Source organism: Microbacterium sp. SORGH_AS_0862 (assembly GCF_030818795.1).
Classification (GTDB): Bacteria; Actinomycetota; Actinomycetes; order Actinomycetales; family Microbacteriaceae; genus Microbacterium.
The window spans coordinates 28,938-53,375 of record NZ_JAUTAY010000001.1; the positions used below are offsets into that span (position 1 = coordinate 28,938).

General features: G+C 69.8%; 21 protein-coding genes and 1 pseudogene. 4 read left to right on the plus strand and 18 right to left on the minus strand.

The annotated features are described in order from the left end of the window. Positions 1–3 precede the first annotated feature (3 nt). Both QE377_RS00155 and recO read right to left on the minus strand, forming a co-directional pair. The gene (locus QE377_RS00155) at positions 4–807 is read right to left on the minus strand and encodes an isoprenyl transferase (protein ID WP_307318460.1); all 804 of its coding nucleotides are present in this window, start codon (positions 805–807) and stop codon (positions 4–6) included. Beyond that, positions 804–1,532, minus strand: a complete 729-nt coding sequence (gene recO / locus QE377_RS00160; protein WP_307318463.1) for a DNA repair protein RecO — start codon at positions 1,530–1,532, stop codon at positions 804–806. The genes QE377_RS00155 and recO overlap by 4 nt, the downstream gene beginning before the upstream one ends. 35 nt (positions 1,533–1,567) lie before the next feature. Here recO and QE377_RS00165 point away from each other — a divergent pair, with 35 nt between their 5' ends. Beyond that, positions 1,568–2,269 carry a trimeric intracellular cation channel family protein gene (locus tag QE377_RS00165; RefSeq protein WP_307318465.1) on the plus strand — a complete coding sequence of 234 codons (702 nt, stop codon included), beginning with the start codon at positions 1,568–1,570 and terminating at the stop codon, positions 2,267–2,269. Between the two features lie 100 nt (positions 2,270–2,369). On the opposite strand, the gene leuA is transcribed toward QE377_RS00165, so the two are convergent. The 9 genes from leuA to hrcA all read right to left on the minus strand — a co-directional run bounded on the left by leuA (position 2,370) and on the right by hrcA (position 11,300). Beyond that, positions 2,370–4,127 carry a 2-isopropylmalate synthase gene (gene leuA, locus QE377_RS00170; protein ID WP_307318466.1) on the minus strand — a complete coding sequence of 586 codons (1,758 nt, stop codon included), beginning with the start codon at positions 4,125–4,127 and terminating at the stop codon, positions 2,370–2,372. Between the two features lie 132 nt (positions 4,128–4,259). Then, positions 4,260–5,156 carry a GTPase Era gene (era, locus tag QE377_RS00175; RefSeq protein WP_307318468.1) on the minus strand — a complete coding sequence of 299 codons (897 nt, stop codon included), beginning with the start codon at positions 5,154–5,156 and terminating at the stop codon, positions 4,260–4,262. Further along, positions 5,153–6,463, minus strand: a complete 1,311-nt coding sequence (locus QE377_RS00180) for a hemolysin family protein (RefSeq protein WP_307318470.1) — start codon at positions 6,461–6,463, stop codon at positions 5,153–5,155. Before QE377_RS00180 ends, era begins: the two co-directional genes overlap by 4 nt. Beyond that, on the minus strand, positions 6,460–6,936 hold the full coding sequence (ybeY, locus tag QE377_RS00185; protein WP_234072993.1) for an rRNA maturation RNase YbeY: 477 nt from the start codon (positions 6,934–6,936) through the stop codon (positions 6,460–6,462). The genes QE377_RS00180 and ybeY overlap by 4 nt, the downstream gene beginning before the upstream one ends. Beyond that, positions 6,933–7,964 (minus strand): PhoH family protein, encoded by a 1,032-nt coding sequence (locus QE377_RS00190; RefSeq protein WP_307325792.1) that lies wholly within the window; start codon positions 7,962–7,964, stop codon positions 6,933–6,935. Before QE377_RS00190 ends, ybeY begins: the two co-directional genes overlap by 4 nt. Positions 7,965–7,995: 31 nt before the next feature. Next, positions 7,996–8,343 carry an HIT domain-containing protein gene (locus tag QE377_RS00195; protein ID WP_307318473.1) on the minus strand — a complete coding sequence of 116 codons (348 nt, stop codon included), beginning with the start codon at positions 8,341–8,343 and terminating at the stop codon, positions 7,996–7,998. A gap of 23 nt (positions 8,344–8,366) precedes the next feature. Further along, the gene (locus tag QE377_RS00200; RefSeq protein ID WP_307318476.1) at positions 8,367–9,104 is read right to left on the minus strand and encodes a 16S rRNA (uracil(1498)-N(3))-methyltransferase; all 738 of its coding nucleotides are present in this window, start codon (positions 9,102–9,104) and stop codon (positions 8,367–8,369) included. Between the two features lie 4 nt (positions 9,105–9,108). Beyond that, the gene (dnaJ, locus tag QE377_RS00205; RefSeq protein ID WP_307318479.1) at positions 9,109–10,218 is read right to left on the minus strand and encodes a molecular chaperone DnaJ; all 1,110 of its coding nucleotides are present in this window, start codon (positions 10,216–10,218) and stop codon (positions 9,109–9,111) included. 44 nt (positions 10,219–10,262) lie between these two features. Then, a complete protein-coding gene (gene hrcA, locus QE377_RS00210) occupies positions 10,263–11,300 on the minus strand; it encodes a heat-inducible transcriptional repressor HrcA (RefSeq protein WP_307318482.1) in 1,038 nt (345 codons plus the stop codon). Positions 11,301–11,402: 102 nt separating this feature from the next. Between hrcA and QE377_RS00215 the strand changes: the two genes are divergently transcribed. Next, the gene (locus QE377_RS00215; RefSeq protein WP_307318485.1) at positions 11,403–12,818 is read left to right on the plus strand and encodes a carboxylesterase/lipase family protein; all 1,416 of its coding nucleotides are present in this window, start codon (positions 11,403–11,405) and stop codon (positions 12,816–12,818) included. 1 nt (position 12,819) lies between these two features. On the opposite strand, the gene hemW is transcribed toward QE377_RS00215, so the two are convergent. From hemW to lepA, 3 genes and pseudogenes are all read right to left on the minus strand, one after another. Then, positions 12,820–14,034 (minus strand): radical SAM family heme chaperone HemW, encoded by a 1,215-nt coding sequence (hemW, locus tag QE377_RS00220; RefSeq protein ID WP_307318489.1) that lies wholly within the window; start codon positions 14,032–14,034, stop codon positions 12,820–12,822. Then, a complete protein-coding gene (locus QE377_RS00225; protein ID WP_307318490.1) occupies positions 14,034–14,684 on the minus strand; it encodes a DUF1990 family protein in 651 nt (216 codons plus the stop codon). Before QE377_RS00225 ends, hemW begins: the two co-directional genes overlap by 1 nt. A 51-nt stretch (positions 14,685–14,735) precedes the next feature. Then, positions 14,736–16,581, minus strand: a pseudogene (lepA, locus tag QE377_RS00230) (translation elongation factor 4). A 52-nt stretch (positions 16,582–16,633) separates the two neighbouring features. Between lepA and QE377_RS00235 the strand changes: the two are divergent. Next, positions 16,634–17,371: an alpha/beta fold hydrolase gene (locus tag QE377_RS00235; RefSeq protein WP_307318493.1), complete on the plus strand. Its 738-nt coding sequence runs from the start codon at positions 16,634–16,636 to the stop codon at positions 17,369–17,371. Positions 17,372–17,488: 117 nt separating this feature from the next. Continuing rightward, complete coding sequence (gene rpsT / locus QE377_RS00240; RefSeq protein ID WP_137416832.1) at positions 17,489–17,749, plus strand: 30S ribosomal protein S20; 261 nt, start codon at positions 17,489–17,491, stop codon at positions 17,747–17,749. 64 nt (positions 17,750–17,813) lie between these two features. Here the strand turns inward: rpsT and holA are convergent, their stop codons facing one another. From holA to leuS, 4 genes are all read right to left on the minus strand, one after another. Continuing rightward, positions 17,814–18,839, minus strand: coding sequence for a DNA polymerase III subunit delta (gene holA / locus QE377_RS00245; RefSeq protein ID WP_307318498.1), 1,026 nt, complete (start codon positions 18,837–18,839; stop codon positions 17,814–17,816). Further along, on the minus strand, positions 18,755–21,157 hold the full coding sequence (locus tag QE377_RS00250; protein ID WP_307325794.1) for a ComEC/Rec2 family competence protein: 2,403 nt from the start codon (positions 21,155–21,157) through the stop codon (positions 18,755–18,757). The genes holA and QE377_RS00250 overlap by 85 nt, the downstream gene beginning before the upstream one ends. Continuing rightward, complete coding sequence (locus QE377_RS00255; RefSeq protein ID WP_307318501.1) at positions 21,157–21,744, minus strand: ComEA family DNA-binding protein; 588 nt, start codon at positions 21,742–21,744, stop codon at positions 21,157–21,159. The genes QE377_RS00250 and QE377_RS00255 overlap by 1 nt, the downstream gene beginning before the upstream one ends. Before the next feature lie 96 nt (positions 21,745–21,840). Beyond that, the gene (gene leuS / locus QE377_RS00260) at positions 21,841–24,429 is read right to left on the minus strand and encodes a leucine--tRNA ligase (RefSeq protein ID WP_307318504.1); all 2,589 of its coding nucleotides are present in this window, start codon (positions 24,427–24,429) and stop codon (positions 21,841–21,843) included. Between the last annotated feature and the right edge of the window lie 9 nt (positions 24,430–24,438).

Genomic DNA, 24,438 nt, shown 5'->3' on the forward strand with positions numbered 1-24,438 from the left:
GCGTCACGCGCGCGGTGCGTCGACCGCGCCGCCGAAACGGCGATCGCGGCCCAAGTACATGTCGATCGCCCGCCACAGATCCCGACGGCCGAAGTCGGGCCAGAGGGTGTCGAGGAACACGAACTCGGCGTATGCGGACTCCCACAGAAGGAAGTTCGAGGTGCGCTGCTCCCCGCTGGATCGGACGAACAGGTCCACATCCGGCATGTCCGGCTGGTACAGCCGACGCTGAACGAGCTTCTCCGTGACGGCGGAGGGCCTCAGGCGCCCGGCGGCGACATCATCCGCGATCGATCGCATGGCGTCGACGAGCTCGACCCGACCGCCGTAGTTCACGCACATCGTCAGTGTCAGAACCGTGTTGTCCCGCGTGAGTTCTTCGGCGTACTGGAGCTCTTTGATGACCGAGCCCCACAGCCGCGGCTTACGTCCGGCCCACCGCACCCGCACGCCCCACTCGTTGAGCTGGTCACGGCGGCGGTGCAGCACGTCGCGATTGAAACCCATCAGGAAGCGCACCTCGTCGGGCGAACGGCTCCAGTTCTCCGTCGAGAACGCGTAGACGGAGAGGTGGCCGACTCCGGCCTGGATCGCTCCGGCGACCACATCCAACAGCGCCGCCTCCCCCGCCTTGTGCCCCTCGACACGGGTGAGTCCGCGGCCGTTCGCCCACCGTCCGTTGCCGTCCATCACGATCGCCACGTGACGGGGCACCGCGCCCCGCTGGTACGCCGGCGGATACTCGCCCGTCCAGTCGACGGGGCGGTAGGGCACCGCATCCCGGTGCGTATAGGGCTTCGGGCTCATCGGGCTCTTTCCACGTGGGACAACGATCGGATGCCGCGCTCGAGGTGCCACTGCGCGTACGCGGCGACGAGCCCGGAGGCGGAGGCGTGCGTCCGCTCGGTCGCGGCATCCACACTCACCCAGTCGCCGGTCAGCAGCGCGCGGAGGTGGCCTGTGGTCTCGACGTCGACGCGCGCCGACCCCGCGGGCGCACAGGAACGGCACACCATGCCGCCCGCCTGCGCGACGAACGCGCTGTGCGGGCCGGGCGTACCGCACCGGGCGCAGTCGTCGAGGCCGGGGGCCCAGCCCGAGAGCGCGAGGGCGCGCAGGAGGTAGGAGTCGAGGATGCTGCGCGGCGCATGGTCGGCGCGAGCGAGGGCCCGCAAGCCTCCCACCAGCAACAGATAGTGCGACGAGGACGCTTCGGCGTCGCCGAGCCGATCGGCCGTCTCGGCCATCGCGCTCGCGGCGGTGTAGCTGTCGTAGTCGCCGGCGATGTCGGCTCCGTAGGTGCCGAGCGACTCCGCCTGCTGGACGATGTCGAGCGAGCGGCCCGCGTAGAGCTGAACGTCGGCGACCATGAACGGTTCCAATCGCGCCCCCAGTCGGGAGGACGTGCGTCGCACGCCCTTCGCGACGGCGCGGATCTTGCCGGTGCGGCGCCCGAGCATGGTGACGATCCGATCCGCCTCACCCAGCTTGTGGGTGCGCAGGACCACGACCTCGTCGCGATAGGTGGGCACACTCGATTATCCCGCCCAGCAGGGACAATGGATGCGTGACCGAGCCGCTCTTCGTGATCCCCTTGTGGGCCGATCTCACTGCCGTCGCCCTCGGAGGGGTGCAGGGCGCGCTCTTCGCGTCCGGGTTCCGCGGACAGCGTCGTCTGGATCTGCTCGGCGTCGCCATCATCGGCATCCTGTTCGGGATGGGCGGCGGTCTGATCCGCGATCTGCTGCTGGGCGTGGCCCCGGCCACCCTGCAGAGCGACTGGTATCTGCTCACGGCGATGGCCGCATCCCTCATCGGCATGCTGTTGGCGGGTCTCTTCCAGCGTCTGAACCGCGTCATCGTCTCGCTCGACGCGTTCGTCATCGGACTCTTCGGCGCCTTCGGCACGAGCAAGGCTCTCGCCCTGGGGCTTCCGGTCGTGCCGGCCGTGTTCGTCGGGGTCTGCGCGGCCGTGGGCGGCGGGGTGCTCCGTGACGTGATCATGGGGCTGCCGGTTGCCATCATGCACGTCGGGTCGCTCTACGCCGTGGCCGCGGCGGCCGGATGCGTCGTCCTCGCCACACTGGACGCCTTCGGCGTGAACCTCGTCGCCGCGGCGATCGTCGGCATCGCCGTGACGACCACCATCCGCATCCTCGCGGTGGTCTTCGACCTGTCGCTCCCGGAGCAGCGGATGCTGTACCGGCGCAAGGTCGCGGTGGAAACGGCCGCGATCCCGATCGTGCGCCCCGCCGCCGAACCCGAGTGAACGACCGCGAGGCTGCACTTCCGGCACGAGATCACGGGTATGACCCGTGATCTCGTGCGGAAGATGCAGTCTCGCGGTGGGCGGAGCTGGGGGTGCGGGATCAGGCGCTGGCGACCAGTTCGCGCTCGCGGGTGCGGATCGCGCGGTTGACGCTCGAGACGACCGCCTTGAGGCTCGCCGTCGAGATGTCGCCGTCGATGCCGACGCCCCAGAGCCGCTCGCCGTCGACCTGGAGCTCGACGTAGGCCGCTGCCTGCGCGTCGCCGCCGGCACTCATGGTGTGCTCGACGTAGTCGTACAGCGAGATGTCGAACCCACGGGTCCGCAGCACTTCGAGGAAGGCCGCGATGGGGCCGTTGCCGTTCGCGGTCGCATCCTCGACGGTGTCGCCGTCGCGCAGGCGAACGCTCAGCTCGACATCGCCGGTCATCTCGCTCGACGTCCGCGTGCCGAGAAGCTCGAAACGGCCCCAGCGGGCGTCCTCCGACTCCGAAGGCAGGTACTCGTCTGAGAAGACCGACCAGATCTGGTCGCTCGTGACCTCGCCGCCCTCGGCGTCGGTCTTGGCCTGCACGACACCGGAGAACTCGATCTGGAGCTTGCGGGGCAGATCCAGCGCGTGGTCGGTCTTGAGCAGGTATGCCACCCCGCCCTTGCCGGACTGCGAGTTGACGCGGATGACCGCCTCGTAGGAGCGACCCAGATCCTTGGGGTCGATGGGCAGGTACGGCACGGCCCACTCGATCTCGTCGACCGACACGCCGCGCGCCGCGGCCTCGGCGGCCATCGCCTCGAAGCCCTTCTTGATGGCGTCCTGGTGCGAGCCGCTGAAGGCCGTGAAGACGAGGTCTCCGGCCCAGGGACTGCGCTCGGGAACCGGCAGCTGGTTACAGTACTCTGCCGTGCGCTTGATCTGATCGATGTCGCTGAAGTCGATCTGCGGGTCGATTCCCTGCGTGAACAGGTTGATGCCCAGAGCCACCAGGTCGACGTTGCCCGTGCGCTCCCCGTTGCCGAACAAGCAGCCTTCGATGCGGTCGGCCCCGGCCATGTAGCCCAGCTCCGCCGCGGCGACGGCGGTGCCGCGGTCGTTGTGCGGGTGCAGCGAGATGATGACGTTCTCACGGTGATTGAGGTTGCGCCCCATCCACTCGATCGAGTCGGCGTAGACGTTCGGGGTGGCCATCTCGACCGTGGCGGGCAGGTTGATGATGACCTTGCGCTCGGGCATCGGCTCGAGGACCTCGAGCACCGCGTTGCAGATCTCCGCCGCGAACTCGAGCTCGGTGCCCGTGTAGCTCTCGGGCGAGTACTCGTAGTACACCGCGGTCTCGGGCACGCGCTTCTCGTACTCGCGGCACAGCCGCGCGCCCTCCAGCGCGATATCGATGATGCCCTGCTTGTCGGTGCGGAACACGACGTCGCGCTGCAGCACGCTCGTGGAGTTGTACAGGTGGACGATCGCCTGCTTGGCGCCGGCGATGGCCTCGTAGGTGCGCTCGATCAGGTGCTGGCGCGCCTGCGTCAGCACCTGGATGGTGACGTCGTCGGGGATGAGGTCCTTCTCGATCAGCTCCCGCACGAAATCGAAGTCCGTCTGGCTCGCGCTCGGGAAGCCGACTTCGATCTCCTTGTACCCCATGCGCACCAACAGATCGAACATGACGCGCTTGCGCTCGGGACTCATCGGATCGATCAGTGCCTGGTTGCCGTCGCGCAGATCGACCGCGCACCAACGCGGTGCCTCGGTGATGCGCTTGGCCGGCCAAGTGCGATCGGGCAGGTCCACACGGATCTGCTCGTGGAACGGACGGTACTTGTGCGTCGGCATGCCGGACGGCTTCTGAGTGTTCTCCATGGCTGCTTTCCTCGTCGGATGATGCGGGCCGTCGACGAGCTCCGCGACGAGAAGGGCCCTAGATCGAGGTCTCGTCGCGGCGACTAAGGAGAAGCACGGCCGCGCGCATGCGGACAGCTTACACCCGGCGGGTCAGAAGCCGAGGCGCCCGAGCTGCTTCGGGTCGCGCTGCCACTCCTTGGCGACGCGTACGTGCAGCGACAGATACACGCGGCGCCCGAGCAGCTGCTCGATCCCGGCGCGCGACGCCGCGCCCACATCGCGCAGGCGCTGACCCTTGCGTCCGATGATGATCGCCTTCTGACTGTCGCGTTCGACGACGATGTCGGCGAACACATCCGTCAGATCGGAGTCCTCACGCTCGGCGATGTCCTGCACGACGACCGCGATGGAGTGCGGGAGTTCCTCGCGCGCATCACCCAGCGCCGCCTCGCGGATGATCTCGGCGATGCGGTCCTCCGTGGTCTCGTCGGTCACCACATCCGCGTCGTACAGCGCGGGTCCGGTGGGCATGAGCGCGAGAAGCTCGTCGGAGAGCACGCCCAGTTGCTCCCCCGTCAGCGCGGAGAGCGGGATGACCGCATCCCAGTCCTCGCGGAGGGAATCCACCTCGAGCAGCCGCTCGGTGATCTGCTCGCGGGATGCGGCATCCGTCTTCGTGACGACGGCGACCTTGCGCGCGCGGGGATAGCCGTTCAGCGACTCTGCGATGCGGCGATCGCCGGGGCCCACCTTCTCCGTCGCAGGCGCGCAGAACGCGATCACGTCCACGTCGCCGAGCACGTCCTCGACCAGGTCGTTGAGACGCTGGCCGAGCAGGGTGCGGGGTCGGTGCAATCCCGGCGTGTCGACGACGACCAGCTGACCGGCGGGCCGATTCACGATGCCCCGGATGGCGCGGCGCGTCGTCTGCGGCTTCTCGCTCGTGATGGCGATCTTCTCGCCCACGAGCGCGTTGGTGAGCGTCGACTTACCGACGTTCGGGCGGCCCACGAATGTCACGAAACCGCTGCGGTGCTCGTCGGTCATCGTTCTCCCTTCACCGGCACGGGGATCGATCCCGTCCGGGTATCCGTCTGCGGTTCCGGGGCGCGCTCGACGAGGACCGTCGCGAGACCGCGTCCCCGTCCGCGGGAGGCTCCGCCTGTCAGGGTGAGGCCCTCGTACGTGACGCTGGCACCGGGCTGCGGGACCCTTCCCAGGACCTTGCCCAGAAGGCCGCCGACGGAGTCGACCTCGTCGTCATCGAGCTCGAGGCCGAACAGCTCGCCGACCGCATCCAGGCCGAGGCGGGCGCTCACGCGGTAGCGGTCCGGGCCGAGCTCGACCACCTCCGTCGCCGGGGCGTCGTACTCGTCGGCGATCTCGCCCACGAGCTCCTCGATGACGTCCTCGAGGGTCACGAGGCCGGCGATGCCGCCGTACTCGTCGACGACCATGCACACGTGCACCGCGTCGCGCTGCATCTGCTGCAGCAACGGCTCGACGCGCATCGACTCGGGAACGAAGACGGGGACGCGTGCCAGCTGCGCCACCGGCTGCGCACCCCAGTCCTGCTCGTCGCGGAACGCGCGGCGCACGAGGTCCTTGAGGTAGAGGATGCCGCTGACGTCCTCGCCGTCGGCGGTGAGGACGGGGATGCGCGAAACGCCGGTGTCCAGGAAGATCCGCAGCGCCTCGCGCGCCGTGTCGTCCTCGCCGAGCGTGACGAGGTCGGTGCGCGGCACCATGACGGCGCGCACGTAGGTGCCGGTGAACTCGAAGACCGAATGGATGAGCTCGCGGTCGTCCTCTTCGATGAGGTCGTGCATGGCCGCCTCGTCGACCATGCTGAGCAGCTGCTCCTCGGTGTCGAAGGATGCCCCGCGTGCGCCGCCGGGGGTGACCCTGCTGCTCAGCGCGACAAGGCCGTGCGCGAGCGGACCGAGGAGGATGCGGACTCCCCGGATCACCGGTGCGGCTCCGCGCAGCAGGCCCTCGGCGTGACGACGGCCCACCGAGCGGGGGCTGACGCCGACAGCCACGAACGACAGGCCCGTCATGAGCACGACGGCCGCCAGGATCGCCCACCAGACGTTGTCGAACAGCTGGTCGAACGCGGCGGTCACGAGCACGGCAGCGCCGGTCTCGGCGAGCACCCGGATGAAGGCCACCGCGTTGGCGTGCGCCTCAGGGTCGGCGCTGATGCGACCGAGCGGCACGGCGTTGCGCCCGGATCCCGAGAGATCGACGAGGTCCTGGCGGGAGGTGACACCGAACGCCGCGTCGATCGCGGCCATGAGAGCGCCGAACGCGATGAGCAGAACGGCGGCGGTCAGCAGCAGAGCAGCGGTCATCCCCGCGCCCTACGCCGCTCGGCGAGGGTGAAGGCGACGATGAGATCGCGTTGCAGGCCGAACATCTCGGCCGCGTCGTCGGGCTCGGCGTGATCGAAGCCGAGCAGATGCAGCAGCCCGTGCGTGGTGAGCATGATGAGCTCGTCCTGCATCGGATGCGGCGGCTTCGCCTCGCGTGCCTGGGTCTCGGCGACCTGAGGGCACAGCACGATGTCGCCCAGCAGACCGGGAGGGGTGGGAGCCTCTTCGGAACCCGGCCGCAGCTCGTCCATCGGGAAGCTCAGCACGTCGGTCGGTCCGGGCTCGTCCATCCACTGCACGTGCAGCGCCTCCATGGCGCCCTCGTCGACCAAGAGGATCGCGACGTCGGCGTCCGGGCTGATGTGCAGCTCCGAGAAGTTGCTCTCCATGAGGCGCAACAGCACGGTCTCGTCGACGTCGATGCCGGACTCGTTGGTGATCTCGATCGTCATGAGCGTCCTCGCTTCGGAAGGTGGTCGCGCGCCCCGCCGCGCCTCTGGGCACGATTGGCGAGCTCGCTGGCCTCGTCCCGCTCGCGCCGGGACGCGAGGCGTCTCTCGTCGAACTCGGTGTACGCGTCGACGATCTTGCCGACGAGGGTGTGGCGCACCACGTCGTCGCTCGTGAGGTACGAGAAATGGATGTCGTCGATGTCCTTGAGCACCCGCGTCACCAGCCGGAGGCCGGAGGCACCCTGCGGCAGGTCGATCTGCGTGATGTCGCCGGTGACGACCATGCGTGTTCCGAACCCCAGGCGGGTGAGGAACATCTTCATCTGCTCCGGGGTGGTGTTCTGCGCCTCGTCGAGCACGACGAAGGAGTCGTTGAGCGTGCGTCCGCGCATGTAGGCGAGGGGGGCCACCTCGATGGTTCCACTGGCCATGAGCTTGGGGACGAGCTCCGGGTCGAGCATCTCGTTGAGCGCGTCGTAGAGCGGCCGCAGGTAGGGATCGATCTTGTCGGTCAGCGAGCCGGGGAGGAACCCCAGGCGCTCCCCCGCCTCGATCGCCGGCCGGCTGAGGATGATGCGGCTGACCTCCTTGCGCTGCAGCGCCTGGACGGCTTTCGCCATCGCCAGATAGGTCTTGCCGGTTCCGGCGGGACCGATGCCGAACACGATCGTGTTCTCCTCGATCGCGTCGACGTAGGCCTTCTGTCCGAGCGTCTTCGGGCGGATGACCTTGCCCCGCGACGACAGGATCGCCTCGCCCATGACCTCGGACGGACGCATCCCACCGTCCGTGTCGAGGATGCGGCGCGACGACGCCACGTCGGCGGGACCGAGATCCTGTCCGCGGCGGGTCATGACCAGCAGCTCCTCCACGAGCGTCTTGGCCGCGGCGACATCGGCGGCCGAGCCGGAGAGGGTGATCTCATTACCGCGCACGTGCACGTCGACATCCGGATGCTCACGCTCGACCACGCGCAGAAGGCGGTCCTGCGGCCCGAGAAGCTGCACCATGGCGATGCCGTCGGCCATCAGCTTCTCGACGGCTTCGGGTTGAGGCTGCTCAGGCACCGACGCTCCCCTCCGCCAGGTCGCCGGCGAGGACGTGGGCGTGTACATGGAACACGGTCTGCCCGGCACCGGCACCGGTGTTGAAGACGAGGCGGAAGTCGCCGTCCGCGTGCTCGGCGGCGACCTTGCCTGCGACCTCGACCATCTCGGCCAGCAGATCGGGCGCCTGCGCCGCGAGCGACACGACGTCGCGGTAGTCCGGTGTCTTCGGGATCACCAGGAGGTGGACGGGAGCCTGGGGTGCGATGTCACGGATGACGAAGACGCGCTCGGTCTCGACGAGGATCTCCGCGGGGATCTCGCCCAGCAGGATGCGGGTGAACACGGACTGCTCGCTCATTCCTCCAGTCTATGCGCGCGCGTTCACCACCGACCGAGGAGGGCCTCGATCGCTGCCAGCGCGGCCGGTCCCGCGGTCGATGTGCGCAGCACTCCGGTTCCGAGCCGGACCGGATGCGCGCCCGCCGCAGCGAACGTGTCGAGCTCGGCGGCGTCGATGCCGCCTTCGGGCCCCACCACCAGGACGATCTCCGGGGCATCCCGCAGCTCCCGCATCCTAGCGCTGAGCGGTTGGGACGCACCCGGCTCCAGCACGAGCGTCGGGACAGCCGCGGCACGCTGCGCGATCTGCGCGCTCGTGCGCACCTCGCTCACCTCCGGCACCCACGCGCGGTGGGCCTGCTTGGCGGCCTCGCGGACGATCTGCGTCCAGCGGGCGCGACCTTTTTCCGCCTTGGCCGTATCCCAGCGCGAGACGCTGCGAGCGGCCTGCCACGGCACGACCTCGGCAACGCCGAGCTCCGTCGCGGCCTGCACCGCCATCTCATCGCGGTCGCCCTTCGCCAGCGCTTGGACGAGGACCAGGCGCGGCGCAGGGGCGCGGACGTCCTCGCGCCGATGGATCTCGACGACCACCTCGCGCGGCGCCACGCTCACGCACGTTCCGGTCGCCCAGGCGCCTCGCCCGTCGCCGATCGTCACCTCCTCGCCGACGCGCACACGCCGCACGGTGGCGGCGTGGTGCGCCTCGGCTCCGGTCAGCACGACCGTACGGCCGGGATGCGCGTCGGAGGCATCGTCGAGGAGGAAGTGCAGCGCCATCGGATCACCCGTTGCGGAAGCGGTCGCGCAGCTTGGCGAACAGGCCCTGCTGGAACTCCGACAGGCGGGGAGCCGGCGCCTTCGTCTTCTTGGCGAACTCCTCGATGAGAGCCCGCTCCTTGTGGTCGAGGCGGGTCGGCGTGACCACGTGAACGCCGATCTTCAGGTCGCCGCGCTGGTTGCCGCGAAGCGGCGTGATGCCGCGGCCCTTGATCGTGAGCACGTCGCCCGCCTGGACACCCGCGCGCAGCTCGAGGTCGACGGGGCCGTCCAGCGCCTCGATCCGGGTCGTGGTGCCGAGGATCGCGTCTGGCATCGAGACGTCGAGGGTCGCGAGCAGGTCGTCGCCGTCGCGGCTGAAGACCTCGTCGGCGGCGACCGTGATCTCCAGATACAGGTCGCCGTGGGGGCCGCCCGCAGGGCCCACCTCACCGGAGCCGGGAAGCTGGAGCCGCAGGCCCGTCTCCACGCCCGCGGGGATGTCGACCGACACCGTTCGCCGCGCACGCACCCGGCCCTGGCCCTGGCACGTCGCGCACGGGTAAGGGATCGTGGTGCCGTAGCCCTGGCACGTCGCGCAGGGCTGGTTGGTGACGACGTTGCCGAGCAGGCTCCGGACCGTGCGCTGGACGTGGCCGCTGCCGTGGCAGATGTCGCACGTGACGGGTGACGTACCCGGCTGGCAGCACCCGCCCTCACACGTCTCGCAGAGCACGGCGGTGTCCACCTCGATGTCGCGGTGCGCTCCGAAGATCACCTCTCGCAGCTCCAGCGTCACGCGCACGAGGGCGTCCTGGCCCCGTTCGGTGCGCGAGCGCGGGCGTACCCGTCCTGCGCCGCCGCCGCCGAAGAACGTGTCGAAGATGTCGCCGAACCCGCCGAAGCCCTGCGCCCCGCCGAACCCGCCGCTGTCGCCGCCCATGTCGTATCGGCGACGCTGCTCGCTGTCACTCAGCACGTCGTAGGCGTGCGTGACGAGCTTGAACCGCTCCGCCGCGTCCTCACCGGGATTCACATCGGGATGCAGCTGGCGCGCGAGCTTGCGATACGCCTTCTTGATGTCATCCTGCGATGCATCGCGAGGCACCCCGAGTACTTCGTAGTGGTCTGCCACTTCAGCCTTCCCGTCCGCGTGCCGCGGAATCGTCTCGCGCGCGCTCAGCGCGCGCGTTCGTCTTCTTCCAGCAGACGGCTCAGGTAGTGAGCCACGGCACGGACGGCCGCGAGGTTGCTGGAGTAGTCCATTCGGGTGGGCCCGAGCACGCCCACGCGCGCCTGCCCCCCGGTCGTGTCGTAATCGCTGGCCACCACCGACGCCTCGACGAGTCCGAACGCCTCGTTCTCGCGGCCGATGGATGCGGCGAGTCCCTGCTCGTCGGCCACCATCTCGCCCATCAGACGCAGCAGCGTGACCTGCTCCTCGATCGCTTCCAGCAGCGGGTAGATGCTGCCGCGGAAGTCACCCTCTGCCCGGGCGAGGTTGGCGGTACCCGCCATGACCAGCCGATCCTGCCGGAACTCGTCGAGCTCCTCACCCACGGTGCGCAGGAGCGCACCGAGGGCTCTATCGGACCGGCTGTCGGTCAACGTCTCGGCCAGAGCCTGCGCGACGCGTTGTGTGCCCTCGCGGACGGGCCTCCCGGTGACGAGGACCGACACCTGCGCGCGGAGCGTCGCCACATCCGTCTCATCGAGCGGCTCGGGCCCCGCCATCAGACGCTGCGACACCCGACCGGTGTCGGTGACGAGCACGACGACCAGGCGCGAGCCACCGAGGTGGACGAGTTCGACGTGCGTGATGCTCGCGCGCTCGAACGACGGATACTGCACCAGGGCGACCTGACCGGTGAGCTGGGTCAGGGCGCGGACGGTGCGCCCCAGCATGTCATCGAGATCCGCCGGAGCCCCGAGGAACGCCGTGATCGCCGAGCGCTGGGCGCTCGTGAGCGGGCGCAGCTCGGCGAGGTGGTTGACGAACACGCGATAGCCCTTGTCGGTCGGCACCCGGCCGGACGACGTGTGCGGTGCGGTGATCAGCTCCTCGTCCTCGAGCAGCGCCATGTCGTTGCGGATCGTCGCCGCGGACACGCCGAACGAATGACGTTCGACGATCGACTTGCTGCCGACGGGTTCGCGCGTCTCGACGTAGTCCTGGACGATCGCCCGAAGCACGTCGAGTCCCCGATCGCTGACCATGCGCACTCCCTCCTGGCACTCGAGGTCTGGGAGTGCCAATTCTAGCGCGCTCGGGAGGCGAGTCGCCGGAAGGCCTCCCGTAGACTCTCGAGAGGAGGTCGCATGTCCCATCCCGTCGTCCACACCGAGGCCGGAGCAGTATCCGGAACCCGCTTCGAGGGGATCGAGCGCTACCTCCGCATCCCCTACGCACAGCCCCCGGTCGGAGCACGGCGCTTCGCTCTCCCCGAGCCGGTCGCGGCCTGGGAGGGCGTGCGCGAGGCCACGGCTTTCGGGCCCACATCGCCACAGTCGCCCTATCCCGGGTTCGTCGGCGAGCTCCTCGCATCGACGATCATCCCCGGCGACGACATCCTGACCGTCAACGTGTGGCGGCCCGCGGATGCGGACGGCGCCGCGGTGATGCTGTGGGTCCACGGCGGGGCGCTCGAACGAGGTACGAGCGCCATCAGCACCTATGACGGCACACCGTTCGCGCGTGACGGAGTCGTCTTCGTGTCGGCGAACTATCGTCTCGGCGCCGAGGGCTTCTCGGTCCTGCCGGACGCGCCTCGCAATGTCGGACTCGCTGATGCTGCCGAGGCCCTGCGATGGACCCACCGCAACATCGCCCGTTTCGGCGGCGATCCCTCGAGGATCACCATCTTCGGCGAATCGGCCGGCGGCGCCGTGGTCGCCGCGCTTCTCGCTCGCGAGGACCTGCGCCCGCTCCTCGCGGGGGCCGTCATCGAGTCGGGACCGCTGGACGCCGTATCGGCCGAGCGCGCCGCCCGGCCGACACAGGACATCGCGCGCAAGCTCGGCACGCCCGCCACCGCCGAGGCCCTTCGAACGATCTCGCCGGAGCGACTCGTCGCCGCGAGGGACGAGCTGACGGCGTCGTCCACGTTGTTGAAGGCCGCACCGGGCTTCAACGCCACCATCGACCCGACGACGTTGCCGGAGAACCCGCGCCGCGCCCTCGTCGATGCCGACCTTCCGGTCATCATCGGCACCAACACCGACGAGTACCGCCTCTGGTACCCCGCGGCGGCACTCGCGAAGCTCTCGCGCCGCACGTATGCACTTCTGGCGCTCGCGAAGCGTCTCCCGCGGGGCGTCTGGCGCGAGTACCGGGCGGCTTTCCGCGACGCCTCTCCGGGAGAGATCATCGGACAGGTCCTGACGGATCTGGCCGTCCGACAGCCGGCGATCGAGGTCGCGCGTGCGCGCAGCGCGCCGACATTCGTGTACGAGTTCGCCTGGCCGAGCCCGGTGCGCGATCTTCGCGCCGCGCACGCTCTGGAAATCGGCTTCGTCTTCGACGCGCTGGGCGACTCGGGCGCGATCACGATGGCGGGGACCGGTGCCCCGCAGGAGTTGGCCACGCGCATGCACGCCGACTGGATCCGTTTCGCCGAGACCGGCGATCCTGGCTGGCCCGCTTTCCGGGACGGCCAGCTCGTGCGCCGTTACGACACCTCGACGGAGGATGTGCCGCTGCCGCGCGCTGAGGTGCTCGCGGCGCTCACCCGCTGAGTCAGTCGGTCAGCGCGCGGACGACCGCGTCGGCCAGCAGCCGGCCGCGACGCGTGAGCACGATGCGACCGCGCAGAGCGGTCGCGCCGTCGACGAGCCCGTCGGCGATGAGTCCGGCCACGGCGCTGCGCCGATCGCTCGGGACCGCTTCGATCGGCAGGCCCTCGCGGATGCGGGATTCGAGCAGAATCCGCTCGAGCGTGCGCGCCTCCTGATCGGGAACCTCCCTGGCGGCCGCGGGCGACGAGCCCTGCGAGAGTCGTTGCGCGTACGCCGCCGGGTGCTTCACATTCCACCAGCGCACGCCGGCGACGTGGCTGTGCGCGCCCGGACCGAACCCCCACCAGTCGGTTCCGCGCCAGTAGGCGAGGTTGTGGCGCGAACGATGCCTCGCGCCGCGCGCCCAGTTCGAGACCTCGTACCAGTCGTAGCCCGCATCCGCCATCGCGTCGTCGACGAGCTCGTACATCTCGGCCTGCAGATCGTCGTCCGGCGCGCGGACCTCGCCGGCACGGATGCGGCGGGCGAGCTTGGTGCCGTCCTCGATGATGAGCGCGTAGGCGGAGAGGTGATCCGGCTCCAGCGCGAGGGCGGCGTCGACCGAGGCTCGCCAATCGGCCAGAGACTCCCCCGGGGCGCCGTAGATCAGATCGACGCTCACATCGAGCCCGGCCGCCCGTGCCCCGGCGACGGCCGCTGCCACGTTGGCGGGGTCGTGCGTGCGGTCGAGAGCGGCCAGAACGTGCGGGACGCTCGACTGCATGCCGATCGAGACCCGCGTCACTCCGGCGTCGGCCAGTTCGGCGAGGGACGCGGGGGTCACGGAATCCGGATTGGCCTCGACAGTGATCTCGGCGCCTTCTGCGATGCCGAAGCCCTCGCGCACGGCATGCAACATGCTACCCAGCGCCGCCGATGACAGCAGGGTCGGCGTGCCCCCGCCGAAGAAGACGGTCTGCGCCGGCCGCGGAACGTCTGCCAGCACCCGGGTCGCCAGGGCGATCTCGCGGCTCAGGTCGTCCGGGTAGTCGTCCCGTCGGTGGCCGCGCAGCTCATCCGCGGTGTACGTGTTGAAGTCGCAGTATCCGCAGCGCACACGGCAGTACGGAACGTGGATGTAGACACCGAAGTCTGTGCCGGAATCCACCACCGTGCCCTCGGGGAGAGCGCCGTCGGCGGGTGCGATGTCGCCGTCGGGAAGAACGGATGGGGCCATCAGGCGGGGGTCGTGTACATGGGCGAGATCGCGCGCAGGTACCGGCCGAAGAGCTCGCGGCGGCGGCGGCGCACGAGCGCGGGGACAAGGCGGTAGAGCGGCGCCACCGGGCGGTCGAATGCACGAACGGTGAACCAGACCTCGTCGTCGCCGCGCCACTCGATCATGAACGACTCCTCGCCGCTCACCACCGAGTCGCGCACCGTGCCCAGCGCGAACCCGATGCGTCGTTTCTCCTCGACGACGAAGATCACCCGCAGCTCCGCGTCGACGCGGTAGCCGCCGACGCGCCCGCGCACATGCACCGATGAACCGGCGGCCACGTACGGTGTCCCGTCGGCATCGAAGCGCTGGTCGGCATCGAGGCGACTGGGGGCGATCGGCTGGCCCTCGTCGTCGAACGAGACGCCCGAGTAGCTCGGGTCGGATGCGGGGCGCACCTCTGCGATCGAGATGCCGCCGTCGCGGAGGGCACTCCAGGAGAGCAGCGCGTCGCCCGCCGAGCGGAAGCGCTCTTCGCCGCTGCCCAGCTTCCACGACTCCTGTGCGGGGATGCTCTTCTCCGGCGGGTACTGGAGGAGGTCGGGAGCCTGCGTCGCCCCGACGGCGGCGTAGTCGACGGTCTCGTCCCGGAAGGTCCCACGGCGCATGGTCTCCAGCGTACCGAGCCGGCCTGGATGCACGATCCGAATGTGAATCCCCTACTTCTTCGTCTCGACGTCACCCGACAGTGCGGCGATGAACGCCTCCTGGGGCACCTCGACGCGTCCGACCATCTTCATGCGCTTCTTGCCCTCCTTCTGCTTCTCGAGCAGCTTGCGCTTACGCGTGATGTCGCCGCCGTAGCACTTGGCGAGCACGTCCTTGCGGATCGCGCGGATGTTCTCGCGGGCGATGATCCGCGCGCCGATGGCGGCCTGGATCGGAACCTCGAACTGCTGACGAGGGATGAGCTTGCGCAGCCGCTCGGTCATCATCGTGCCGTAGGCGTATGCCTTCTCTCGGTGCACGATCGAGCTGAAGGCGTCGACCTTCTCGCCCTGCAGGAGGATGTCGACCTTCACGAGGTCGGCCGTCTGGGAACCGGCGGGCTCGTAGTCCAGGCTCGCGTAGCCCTGCGTGCGGCTCTTGAGGTGGTCGAAGAAGTCGAAGACGATCTCACCCAGCGGCATGTTGTAGCGCAGCTCGACGCGGTCCTCGCTGAGATAGTCCATCCCCAGCAGCGTTCCGCGGCGCGACTGGCACAGCTCCATCACGGTGCCGACGTAATCCTTGGGCAGCAGGATGCCGACCTTGACGACCGGCTCGGAGACCTCGGCCACCCGGCCGTCCGGGTACTCGCTCGGGTTGGTGACGGTGACCGTCTCCCCCGTGTCCGTCATGACCTCGTACGTCACGGAGGGCGCAGTGGTGATCAGGTCGAGGCCGAACTCGCGCGAGAGGCGCTCGGTGATGATCTCGAGGTGCAGGAGCCCGAGGAATCCGCAGCGGAAGCCGAAGCCGAGCGCGACGGAGGTCTCCGGCTCGTACTGCAGCGATGCGTCGGACAGCTTCAGCTTGTCGAGCGCCTCGCGCAGCTCCGCGTAATCGCTGCCGTCGATCGGGTAGATGCCCGAGAAGACCATGGGCTTGGGGTCGGTGTAACCGGGCAGCGCGTCGGTGGCGGGCTTGCGGTGGTTCGTGATGGTGTCACCGACTTTCGACTGGCGCACATCCTTCACGCCCGTGATCAGGTATCCGACCTCTCCGACGCCCAGGCCCTTGGTGGGGACGGGCTCGGGGCTGGAGACGCCGATCTCGAGCAGTTCGTGGGTGGCCTTGGTCGACATCATCTGGATCCGCTCGCGCGGCTCGAGCTTGCCGTCGACCATGCGGACGTAGGTGACGACGCCGCGGTACGCGTCGTAGACGGAGTCGAAGATCATCGCGCGTGCCGGAGCCGCGGGGTCTCCGACGGGTGCGGGGATCCGCTCGACGATACGATCCAGCAGGGCTTCGACACCCATGCCCGTCTTGCCGCTGACGCGGAGGCACGTCCGCAGGGTCGCCGCCGATGAGTCCCGCGAGTTCGGCGGCGTACTTCTCGGGATCCGCCGCCGGCAGGTCGATCTTGTTCAGCACCGGGATGATCGTGAGGTCGTTCTCGAGCGCGAGGTACAGGTTCGCGAGCGTCTGCGCCTCGATGCCCTGCGCCGCGTCCACCAGCAGGATCGCCCCCTCGCACGCCGCGAGCGATCGGCTCACCTCGTAGGTGAAGTCGACGTGCCCGGGGGTGTCGATCATGTTGAGCGCGTACGTGCCGTTCGCGTCGGCCCACGGCATCCGCACGGCCTGGCTCTTGATCGTGATGCCGCGCTCGCGCTCGATGTCCATCCGGTCCAGGTACTGCGCGCGCATGTCGCGGTCGGCGACGACGCCGGTGATCTGCAGCATGCGGTCGGCCAGCGTCGACTTGCCGTGGTCGATGTGGGCGATGATGCAGAAGTTGCGGATCAGCTCGGGCGGAGTCGCGGACGGCTGCAGGGGCTTGAGGGCGCGCGGTGACATGTTCCGTCGATTCTACGGGGAGCAGCCGCCCGCCCGAGCCTAGGCTGGAGCGATGACGGTGCAGGTGGTGCTCGTGCACGGGATCCGCACGTCCGCGTCGATGTGGCGCGCCCAGCGGGAGAGCCTGACAGCCGCGGGCATCGGCGTGACCGCCGTCGACCTTCCCGGTCACGGCACACGCATGGCCGAGCCGTTCACCCTCGACGAGGCGTTCGCGACGATCGATCGTGCTGTGCGCGTCGCGGCCGAGCGAGGGCCTGTTCTGCTGGTCGGCCACTCCATGGGCGGACTGCTGTGCATCGAGTACGCGGGCCGGGCCGATCCCCCGCCGATCGCCGGGTTCATCGCCGCATCCTGCACCGCGGTGCCGCGCGGGCTGGCACTGCGCACCTACCGAACGCTGGCCCGTGGCTTCGACGCGCTCCCCGATCGCGGGATGCGGCTGACCCGGTACGTGCTCTCCCGGACGCTCCCCGAGCACACCCGCGACGACTTCGGCGCGGGTGGCTACGCCCTCGACGCCCAGGACGGGGCGCTCGCACAGCTCGCACGGCTCGACGTGCTGGCCTCACTCTCCCGCATCCGCGTACCCCTGTGGTTCGTCAACGGCCAGTACGATCAGCTGCGCGTGAGCGAGCGTCTCTTCCAGCGCATCGCGCCCCACGCGGAGCTCATCGTCATCCCCCGCACGAGCCATCTCGTGTCGGCGATGCGCCCCGAGGTCTTCGACGCGGTGATCGCGCTCGCCGTCGCCACGATCGAGGCGGGCGCGAAAGACCCCGTCTGGTAGACTCCTTGTTTGGCTTGCGCGTGAAGGGTTTTCCCGCTCTTCACGACCGCCGCGAAGCGCCCCTCTACCGCTGACCGGCAACTTCCGAGCAGACTCCGAAACGAAAGTTCACCACACGTGGCAAACATCAAGTCGCAGATCAAGCGCAACAAGACCAACGAGAAGGCGCACGAGCGCAACAAGGCCGTCAAGAGCGAGCTGAAGACCGCGGTGCGTCGCACCCGCGAGGCTGTCGCCGGTGGCGACAAGGCCGCCGCTGAGAAGGCGCTCGTCACGGCCACCAAGAAGCTCGACAAGGCCGTCAGCAAGGGCGTCATCCACAAGAACCAGGCCGCGAACCGCAAGTCCGCGATCGCGAAGCAGGTCTCCGCTCTCTGAGCCGCTTCCTCCTCGAAGGCCCGTCGCTGTCGCGGCGGGCCTTCGTCGTTGTCGCGGACGGGATTCAGGCCGCGTAGGGAGCGCGCGTGGCGATGACCGTGACGAGGCGTTCGAGTGCGAACACGGCGTCGCGGGAGCCGCCCTTGACCTCGGCGTCGGCGCGCGCGGTCGCCTGGATCGCAAGACCGAGCGAGTCCTGGGTCCACCCCGACAGATCGCGGCGCGCCCGGTCGACCTGCCAGTCCTTCATGCCCAGCCGTGTCGCGAGCTGCCGGGACGGCTCACGTGTGCCGGCCACTCTGGCCATCGTGCGCAGCTTCATCGCGATCGCCGCGACCATCGGAACCGGGTCGGCACCGGAGTCGAGTGCCTGCCGCAGCGCGAGGAGCGCCTCTCCGTAGCGACCGGCGATCGCCGTGTCGGCGACGGTGAAGGCGGAGGTCTCCACGCGACCGCCGTAGTACCGCTCGACGATCTGCTCGGTGATGTCGCCCTCGACATCGTTCACCAGCTGCTGGCAGGCCGCGGCGAGTTCCGTCAGATCGTCGGAGAACGCCCCGACCAGCGCGCGCAACGCGGCGGGCACGATGCGTCGGCCCGCCTCGCGGAACTCGCTCGCCGCGAAGTCGTACCGGTCGGAATCGCGTTTGATGGCGGGGCACGCCACCTCGACGCCTCCGCCGGATCCGGACCTGATGGCTTCCAGCAGCTTCTTGCCCCGCACACTCGCGCCGGTGTGACGCAGGACGACCGTGGCACCCTCCTGCGGGTTCTCCAGGTAGGCCAGTGCCTCCGAAAGGAACGCGTCGGAGCACTTCTCGACACTGCGGATGCGCACCAGTCGCGGCTCGCCGAACAGCGACGGCGCGCTCACGGAAAGGAGCGTTCCGGCCGTGTAGTCGGATGCGTCGATGTCGGAGATCTCAAGGCTCGGGTCTTCGGCACGGAGGTAGTCGCGGAGCCTGGCCGTGGCGCGCTCCGCGCAGACCTCCTCCGGGCCGGAGATCAGCACGATCGGCGCCGGCTCCGGGGTCCGCCACGACTGCTGCGGGATCGCACTGCGTGTCGGGGTGGACTTTCGGATCGCCATCCTCCCAGCCTACCGAGGGCGGCCGACGCCGCCTCCGTCCGCTCCCGCCACACTGTCGTGCGCCCGTCGTCCATCCCCACGAGGATGAGGCCGTCGAGGTCGGTGCGCGCCACGGTCGTGCCCTGAGCCGACAGGATGCCGAGGATCTCTGCTCGCGGATGCCCGTAATCGTTGCCGGCTCCCACGCCGATCAACGCGAGAGCCGGAGCGACCTGGCGCTGCAGCCCCGCATCCTGATCCGCCGAGCCGTGGTGCGCGACCTTGAGGACGTCGTAGGGCGCCCGCAGCTGTCCGCTCGCACGGAGGGCCCGCTGGGCGTCGGCACCCAGGTCGCCCAGCATGAGCGTGCGCGGCACCCCGCCTCCCCCGATCTCGACGATGACGCTCGCGTCGTTGCCCGGCGCCACGGCGTCCTCCGACGGCCCCAGGATCCGCCATCGCGCAGCTCCCAGCGCGCCCTCCATCCCTGCTGCCGCGGCGGCGACATCCCGCGCGCCGACCGCGCGCACCCGCGCGGCTTCTCGCTCGTCGGCGGGACCGTGCATCAGAACGCCCACGGGCGCCGGAACGCCGTCGAGGCCGCCCACGTGGTCGATGTCGAAATGGGTGAGCACCAGGAGGTCGATCCGCGTGATCCCCAGCCTCGCGAGACAGGAGGCGAGCACCTCGGGTTCGGGGCCGGTGTCGACGAGCATGACGGCGCCGGCGGAGCGGACCACGACGGCGTCGCCCTGCCCGACGTCGCACATGGCGATGCTCCAGTCTTGCGGCGTCGTCAGCGGAACGACGACGGTTGCGATCACGAGGGTGCCCGCCGTCGCCGCCGCAACGGCAGCGGTCATCACGGCCGCGATCCCGCGGGCGACGCGAGCGACGCGAGCTCGTCCTGGCGGAAGCAGGAGCACCGTGCCGGCCGATGTCACCACGACGAGGCCGACGAGCCCGGGGAGGCCTTCCGCCCACGGCAACGTCCGCGCGGGCAGAGCGTCCACAGCACCCGCGATGCCCGCGATCCACGCCGCCGGCAGCCAGGTGAGGGCGGTCAGCCCCGCCTGCAGCACGGGCACGGGTCCCGCGAGGCACGCTGCCAGCCCGAGCACGGTCGCGACCGGCGCCGCCGGTGCGGCCAGGAGATTCGCGGGCACCCCGTATACGGCGACACCGGGGCTGACGAGCACGATGAGGGGGCCGCACACGAGCTGCGCCGAAAGCGGTACGGCCAGTGCCAGCGCGAGGGATGCGGGCAGATACCTGCCGAGGCCCCGTGCGAGAGGCGGGGCGAGCACGAGCAGCGCGCCCGTGGCCGCCGCCGACAGCGCGAACCCCAATGACAGCGCCAGCCACGGATCGGCGGCCAGCAGCACGCACACAGCCAGAGCGAGAAGGGCGAGTCCGCTCCCCCGCCGTCCGAGCAGCAGAGCGAGCATGGCGATCGCGGACATCGTCGCCGCGCGGACGACGCTGGGTTCGGGCGTCACCAGCACGACGAAGCCCCCGAGCGCCGACAGCCCGGCGACCACGCGTCCCGTGCGCCCGATCCCGCACCGGCCCGCGAGGAGGAATGCGAGCCCCACCACGATGGCGCAGTTCGCACCCGAGACGGCGGTGAGGTGAGTGAGCGACGCGGCGCGCATCTGCTGCTCCAGCTCGGCGTCGACGCCGCCGGTGTCGCCGACGGCGAGCCCGGGGATGAGGCCCGCACCGGGTGCGGGCAGCCCCACCGTCGACGCAGCGAGCCGTTCACGCAGCCAGGCGGATGCGGCCGCCACCCCCTCCGGCGGCCGCACCAGCTCGACCCGCTCGGCGCGCACGACGAGCACGGCACGGTCGCCGGGTCCGGCCGCGAAGGCCCCACCGTCGATCCGCACGACGGCGCCCATCTCAGCCCCGTCCGGGCGCTCCGACATCAAGACCGTCACCGGCACCCCGGCGGCGACAGGCTCGCGTCCGGCGGAGACCGACACGGTCACCGCATCCGTTCGGAAGCCGAGCGACGTCGCCTCGATCTTGCCGACGATCGTGACCTCACCGCTCAGCCGGTGTCCGTCGCCCACCTCGATCGCCGCTGCGCGGGACGGATCCTGCGCGGCCACCGACACCGCCGGGATCGCGGCCAGCAGCAGGGCGAGCGTCGCGAGAGTCCACATCCGCTTCCGCCCCGATGGTCGGATCAGCGTCGCCGTCATCGCGGTCATCACGGCACCGCCACCGCACAGCAGAGCCAGAACCGCCCCCGTCTCCGGCCGCGTGATCGCGAAAGCGGCGACGATCCAGGAGAGGGCACCAGCGGGCACCAGCCGCCACGCGCGCCGGTCCATCACACCGTCACGAGATCGCGGAGACCGGAGAGCATCTTCTCGCCGATCCCGGCCACCCCGAGGAGATCGTCGACACTCGTGAAGGGGCCGTTCTGCTCCCGCCAGTCCACGATCCGCTGCGCGATGGCCGGTCCGATGCGCGGCAACTCATCGAGCTGTTCCACCCCCGCGGTGTTGAGGTTGATCGGGCCGCCGCCTGCGCTCTCGCCACCGCCCGCCCCCGCGGGCGGCGCCTGCCCGACCTCGAGCACGACGAGCTGCTCGCCGTCGCTGAGGGGCCGGGCGAGGTTCACCGCGGCCGTGTCGGCGTTCTCGCCGAACCCGCCCGCCGCCGAGATCGCGTCGGCGACCCGCGAGCCCGACGCCAGCACGTAGAGCCCTGGCGCAGCAACCGCACCCGAGACGTGCACATAGACCTCTGAGACGTCTGCCGCTGCGGTGGGCGTCGCGACCGGGACCGGCGGAGGCACCGCGGCGCTCCGGAGCACCCCCACCACGACCGTCACCGCCAACACCAGCAGTGCCAGCACGATGACGGCGCCGATGCCCAGACGCACACGTCCTGCGGCATCGGATGCGGACTTCACACGCCCACGCTAGGAATCAGGACCCCGGCCCGAACGGAGGAACCCCCGCGGTGTGCATGCACCGCGGGGGTTCCTCCGATGGGGAGAGCAGCTCGCTCAGCGCGTGCTGAAGCTCACGACCTTCGGCGGCCGCACGATCGCCCGCACGATCTCGCGATCACCGAGAGCGCGCTGCACGCGGACGTCCTCGCGGGCCAGCCGCTCGAGCTCCTCGCCGCCGATCTTGGCCGACACGTCCAGCGTCGCGCGCACCTTGCCGTCGATCTGGACGACGGCGGTGACGGTGTCCTCCACCAGGAGCGTGCCGTCGGGCTGACGCCAGGACGCGAGACCGACGGACGGCTCGTAGCCCAGCTGGGACCACATCTCCTCAGCCGTGTGCGGCGCGAACAGGTCGAGGATCATCGCGGTGGCCTCGGCGGCCTCGCGCACGGCGGGGTCCGCCGCGCCCGCACCGGAGTCGATCGTCTTGCGCGTGGCGTTGACGAGCTCCATGAGGCGCGCGACGACGACATTGAACTTCGTCTGCTCGATGAGCGAGGGCGCGTCCGCCCACAGACGGTGCGTGACGCGACGCAGCGCGGTGTCGCCCTCGGCCCACACCGCATCCGTGGGGCTGGAGACCTCACCCGCGATGCGCAGCGCGCGCGCGAGGAACTTCGTGGCACCGGTCGTCGAGACGTCCTTCCAGTCCTTGTCGTCCTCCACGGGACCCGCGAAGGCGAGTCCGACGCGCAGCGCGTCGGCACCGTGCGCGTCGAGCTCGTCCTGGAACAGCACGAGGTTGCCCTTGCTCTTGGACATCTTGGCGCCGTCGAGGATGACCATGCCCTGGTTGATCAGGCTGGAGAAGGGCTCGGTGAAGTCGACGTAGCCCATGTCGTAGAGCGCCTTGACGATGAACCGTGCGTAGAGCAGGTGCAGGATCGCGTGCTCGACGCCGCCGATGTAGAAGTCCACCGGCGCCCACTTCGAGGCCTCACGACCCGAGAAGGCTGCGTCGGGGTCACCCGGCGAGAGGAAGCGGAGGTAGTACCAGGAGCTGTCGACGAAGGTGTCCATCGTGTCCGGGTCGCGGCGCATGGGCTCGCCGGTCTCTGGGTCGCTCGCCTGCACCCACTCGGTCGCACCACCCAATGGCGAGGTGCCCTGCGGCAGCAGGTTGAGCCCTTCAGGGTCGGGAAGGCGCACGGGAAGCTGGTCGTCGGGCACGGGAACGATACGGCCGTCGTCGCCGTGCAGCATCGGGATGGGGGTGCCCCAGAACCGCTGGCGCGAGATCAGCCAGTCGCGCAGACGATAGGTCTTCGCCGCGCGGCCCGTCCCGGCTGCGGTCAGCTCCTCGATGGCGCGCGCGATCGCGTTGCGCTTGCTCAGGCCGTTGAGGCTGCCGGAGTTGATGAGGCGGCCGTCTCCGCTGAGTGCGACACCGGTGCGCACCGGGTCGATGTCCTCGAGGGCGTCGGTGCCCTCGAACGGGTCGATCGGGTTGCCGTCTGCGTCGAGCTCGATGACGGGCACCGCACCCGTGATGGGAGCCGTCGTGTCGACGACGATCTTCACCGGCAGGTCGAACGCACGCGCGAAGTCGAGATCGCGCTGGTCGTGCGCAGGCACGGCCATGACCGCACCGTGACCGTAGTCGGCCAGGACGTAGTCGGCCGCCCAGATCGGCAGGCGCTCCCCGTTGATGGGGTTGATCGCGTAACGGTCGAGGAACACGCCCGTCTTGGGACGGTCGGCGTTCTGCCGCTCCACATCCGTCGTCTGCTGCACCTGGGAGAGGTACGCCTGGAAGCGCTCGCGCGCCTCGGGACCTGCGCCCGCCGCCAGCTCCGCTGCGAGGTCGGAGTCGGGCGCGACGACCATGAAGGTGGCGCCGTGCAGCGTGTCGGGGCGCGTCGAGAACACCGTGACCTTCTCGGCACGGCCTTCGATCTCGAAGTCGATGTCGGCGCCGACCGAGCGGCCGATCCAGTTGCGCTGCATCTGGATGACCTTGTGCGGCCAGAAACCCTCGAGCTGATTGAGGTCGTCGAGCAGCCGGTCGGCGTAATCGGTGATCCGGAAGTACCACTGGGTCAGCTTCTTCTTGACGACCAGGGCGCCGCAGCGCTCACAGTGCCCGTCGACGACCTGCTCGTTGGCGAGCACGGTCTGATCGTGCGTGCACCAGTTGACCGGGCTCTCCTTGCGGTAGGCCAGGCCCCGCTCGTAGAGCTTCTGGAAGAGCCACTGGTTCCAGCGGTAGTACTCCGGGTCGCTCGTGTGCAGGACACGGCTCCAGTCGAAGGAGACGCCGTAGGCCTTGAGGCTCTCCTTCTGCTGGGCGATGTTGTCGTACGTCCAGGTGACGGGGTTCGCGCCGCGCTTGATGGCCGCGTTCTCGGCCGGGAGACCGAACGAGTCCCACCCGATCGGATGCAGCACGTTGTACCCGCGGTGACGCCAGAAGCGGGCGACGATGTCCGAGTAGAGGTAGTTCTCGGCGTGCCCCATGTGCAGATCGCCGGACGGGTAAGGGAACATCGCGAGCACGTACTTGCGCGGGCGGGTGTCGTTCTCGCCGCCGGCGCGGAACGGGTCGCTTTCCGCCCAGCGCTGCTGCCACTTGTCCTGGATGGCGTGGGCGTCGAAGCCGCCGTCGGCGGACGCGCCTGCGGTGTCGGTCGAGGTCGTAGACACAGAGGGACC

Coding starts and splice junctions, on each gene's coding strand:
- ybeY (WP_234072993.1), bottom strand. CDS start 6,936: ATGACGATCGAGATCACCAACGAGTCCGGCATCGACGTCGACGAGACC.
- QE377_RS00195 (WP_307318473.1), bottom strand. CDS start 8,343: ATGAGCGAGCAGTCCGTGTTCACCCGCATCCTGCTGGGCGAGATCCCC.
- hemW (WP_307318489.1), bottom strand. CDS start 14,034: ATGGCCCCATCCGTTCTTCCCGACGGCGACATCGCACCCGCCGACGGC.
- QE377_RS00250 (WP_307325794.1), bottom strand. CDS start 21,157: ATGGACCGGCGCGCGTGGCGGCTGGTGCCCGCTGGTGCCCTCTCCTGG.
- hrcA (WP_307318482.1), bottom strand. CDS start 11,300: ATGGTCAGCGATCGGGGACTCGACGTGCTTCGGGCGATCGTCCAGGAC.
- QE377_RS00235 (WP_307318493.1), top strand. CDS start 16,634: ATGACGGTGCAGGTGGTGCTCGTGCACGGGATCCGCACGTCCGCGTCG.
- holA (WP_307318498.1), bottom strand. CDS start 18,839: ATGGCGATCCGAAAGTCCACCCCGACACGCAGTGCGATCCCGCAGCAG.
- QE377_RS00190 (WP_307325792.1), bottom strand. CDS start 7,964: ATGGCCGACGGCATCGCCATGGTGCAGCTTCTCGGGCCGCAGGACCGC.
- QE377_RS00180 (WP_307318470.1), bottom strand. CDS start 6,463: ATGACCGCTGCTCTGCTGCTGACCGCCGCCGTTCTGCTCATCGCGTTC.
- leuA (WP_307318466.1), bottom strand. CDS start 4,127: ATGGAGAACACTCAGAAGCCGTCCGGCATGCCGACGCACAAGTACCGT.
- QE377_RS00155 (WP_307318460.1), bottom strand. CDS start 807: ATGAGCCCGAAGCCCTATACGCACCGGGATGCGGTGCCCTACCGCCCC.
- QE377_RS00215 (WP_307318485.1), top strand. CDS start 11,403: ATGTCCCATCCCGTCGTCCACACCGAGGCCGGAGCAGTATCCGGAACC.
- era (WP_307318468.1), bottom strand. CDS start 5,156: ATGACCGACGAGCACCGCAGCGGTTTCGTGACATTCGTGGGCCGCCCG.
- QE377_RS00225 (WP_307318490.1), bottom strand. CDS start 14,684: ATGCGCCGTGGGACCTTCCGGGACGAGACCGTCGACTACGCCGCCGTC.
- QE377_RS00200 (WP_307318476.1), bottom strand. CDS start 9,104: ATGGCGCTGCACTTCCTCCTCGACGATGCCTCCGACGCGCATCCCGGC.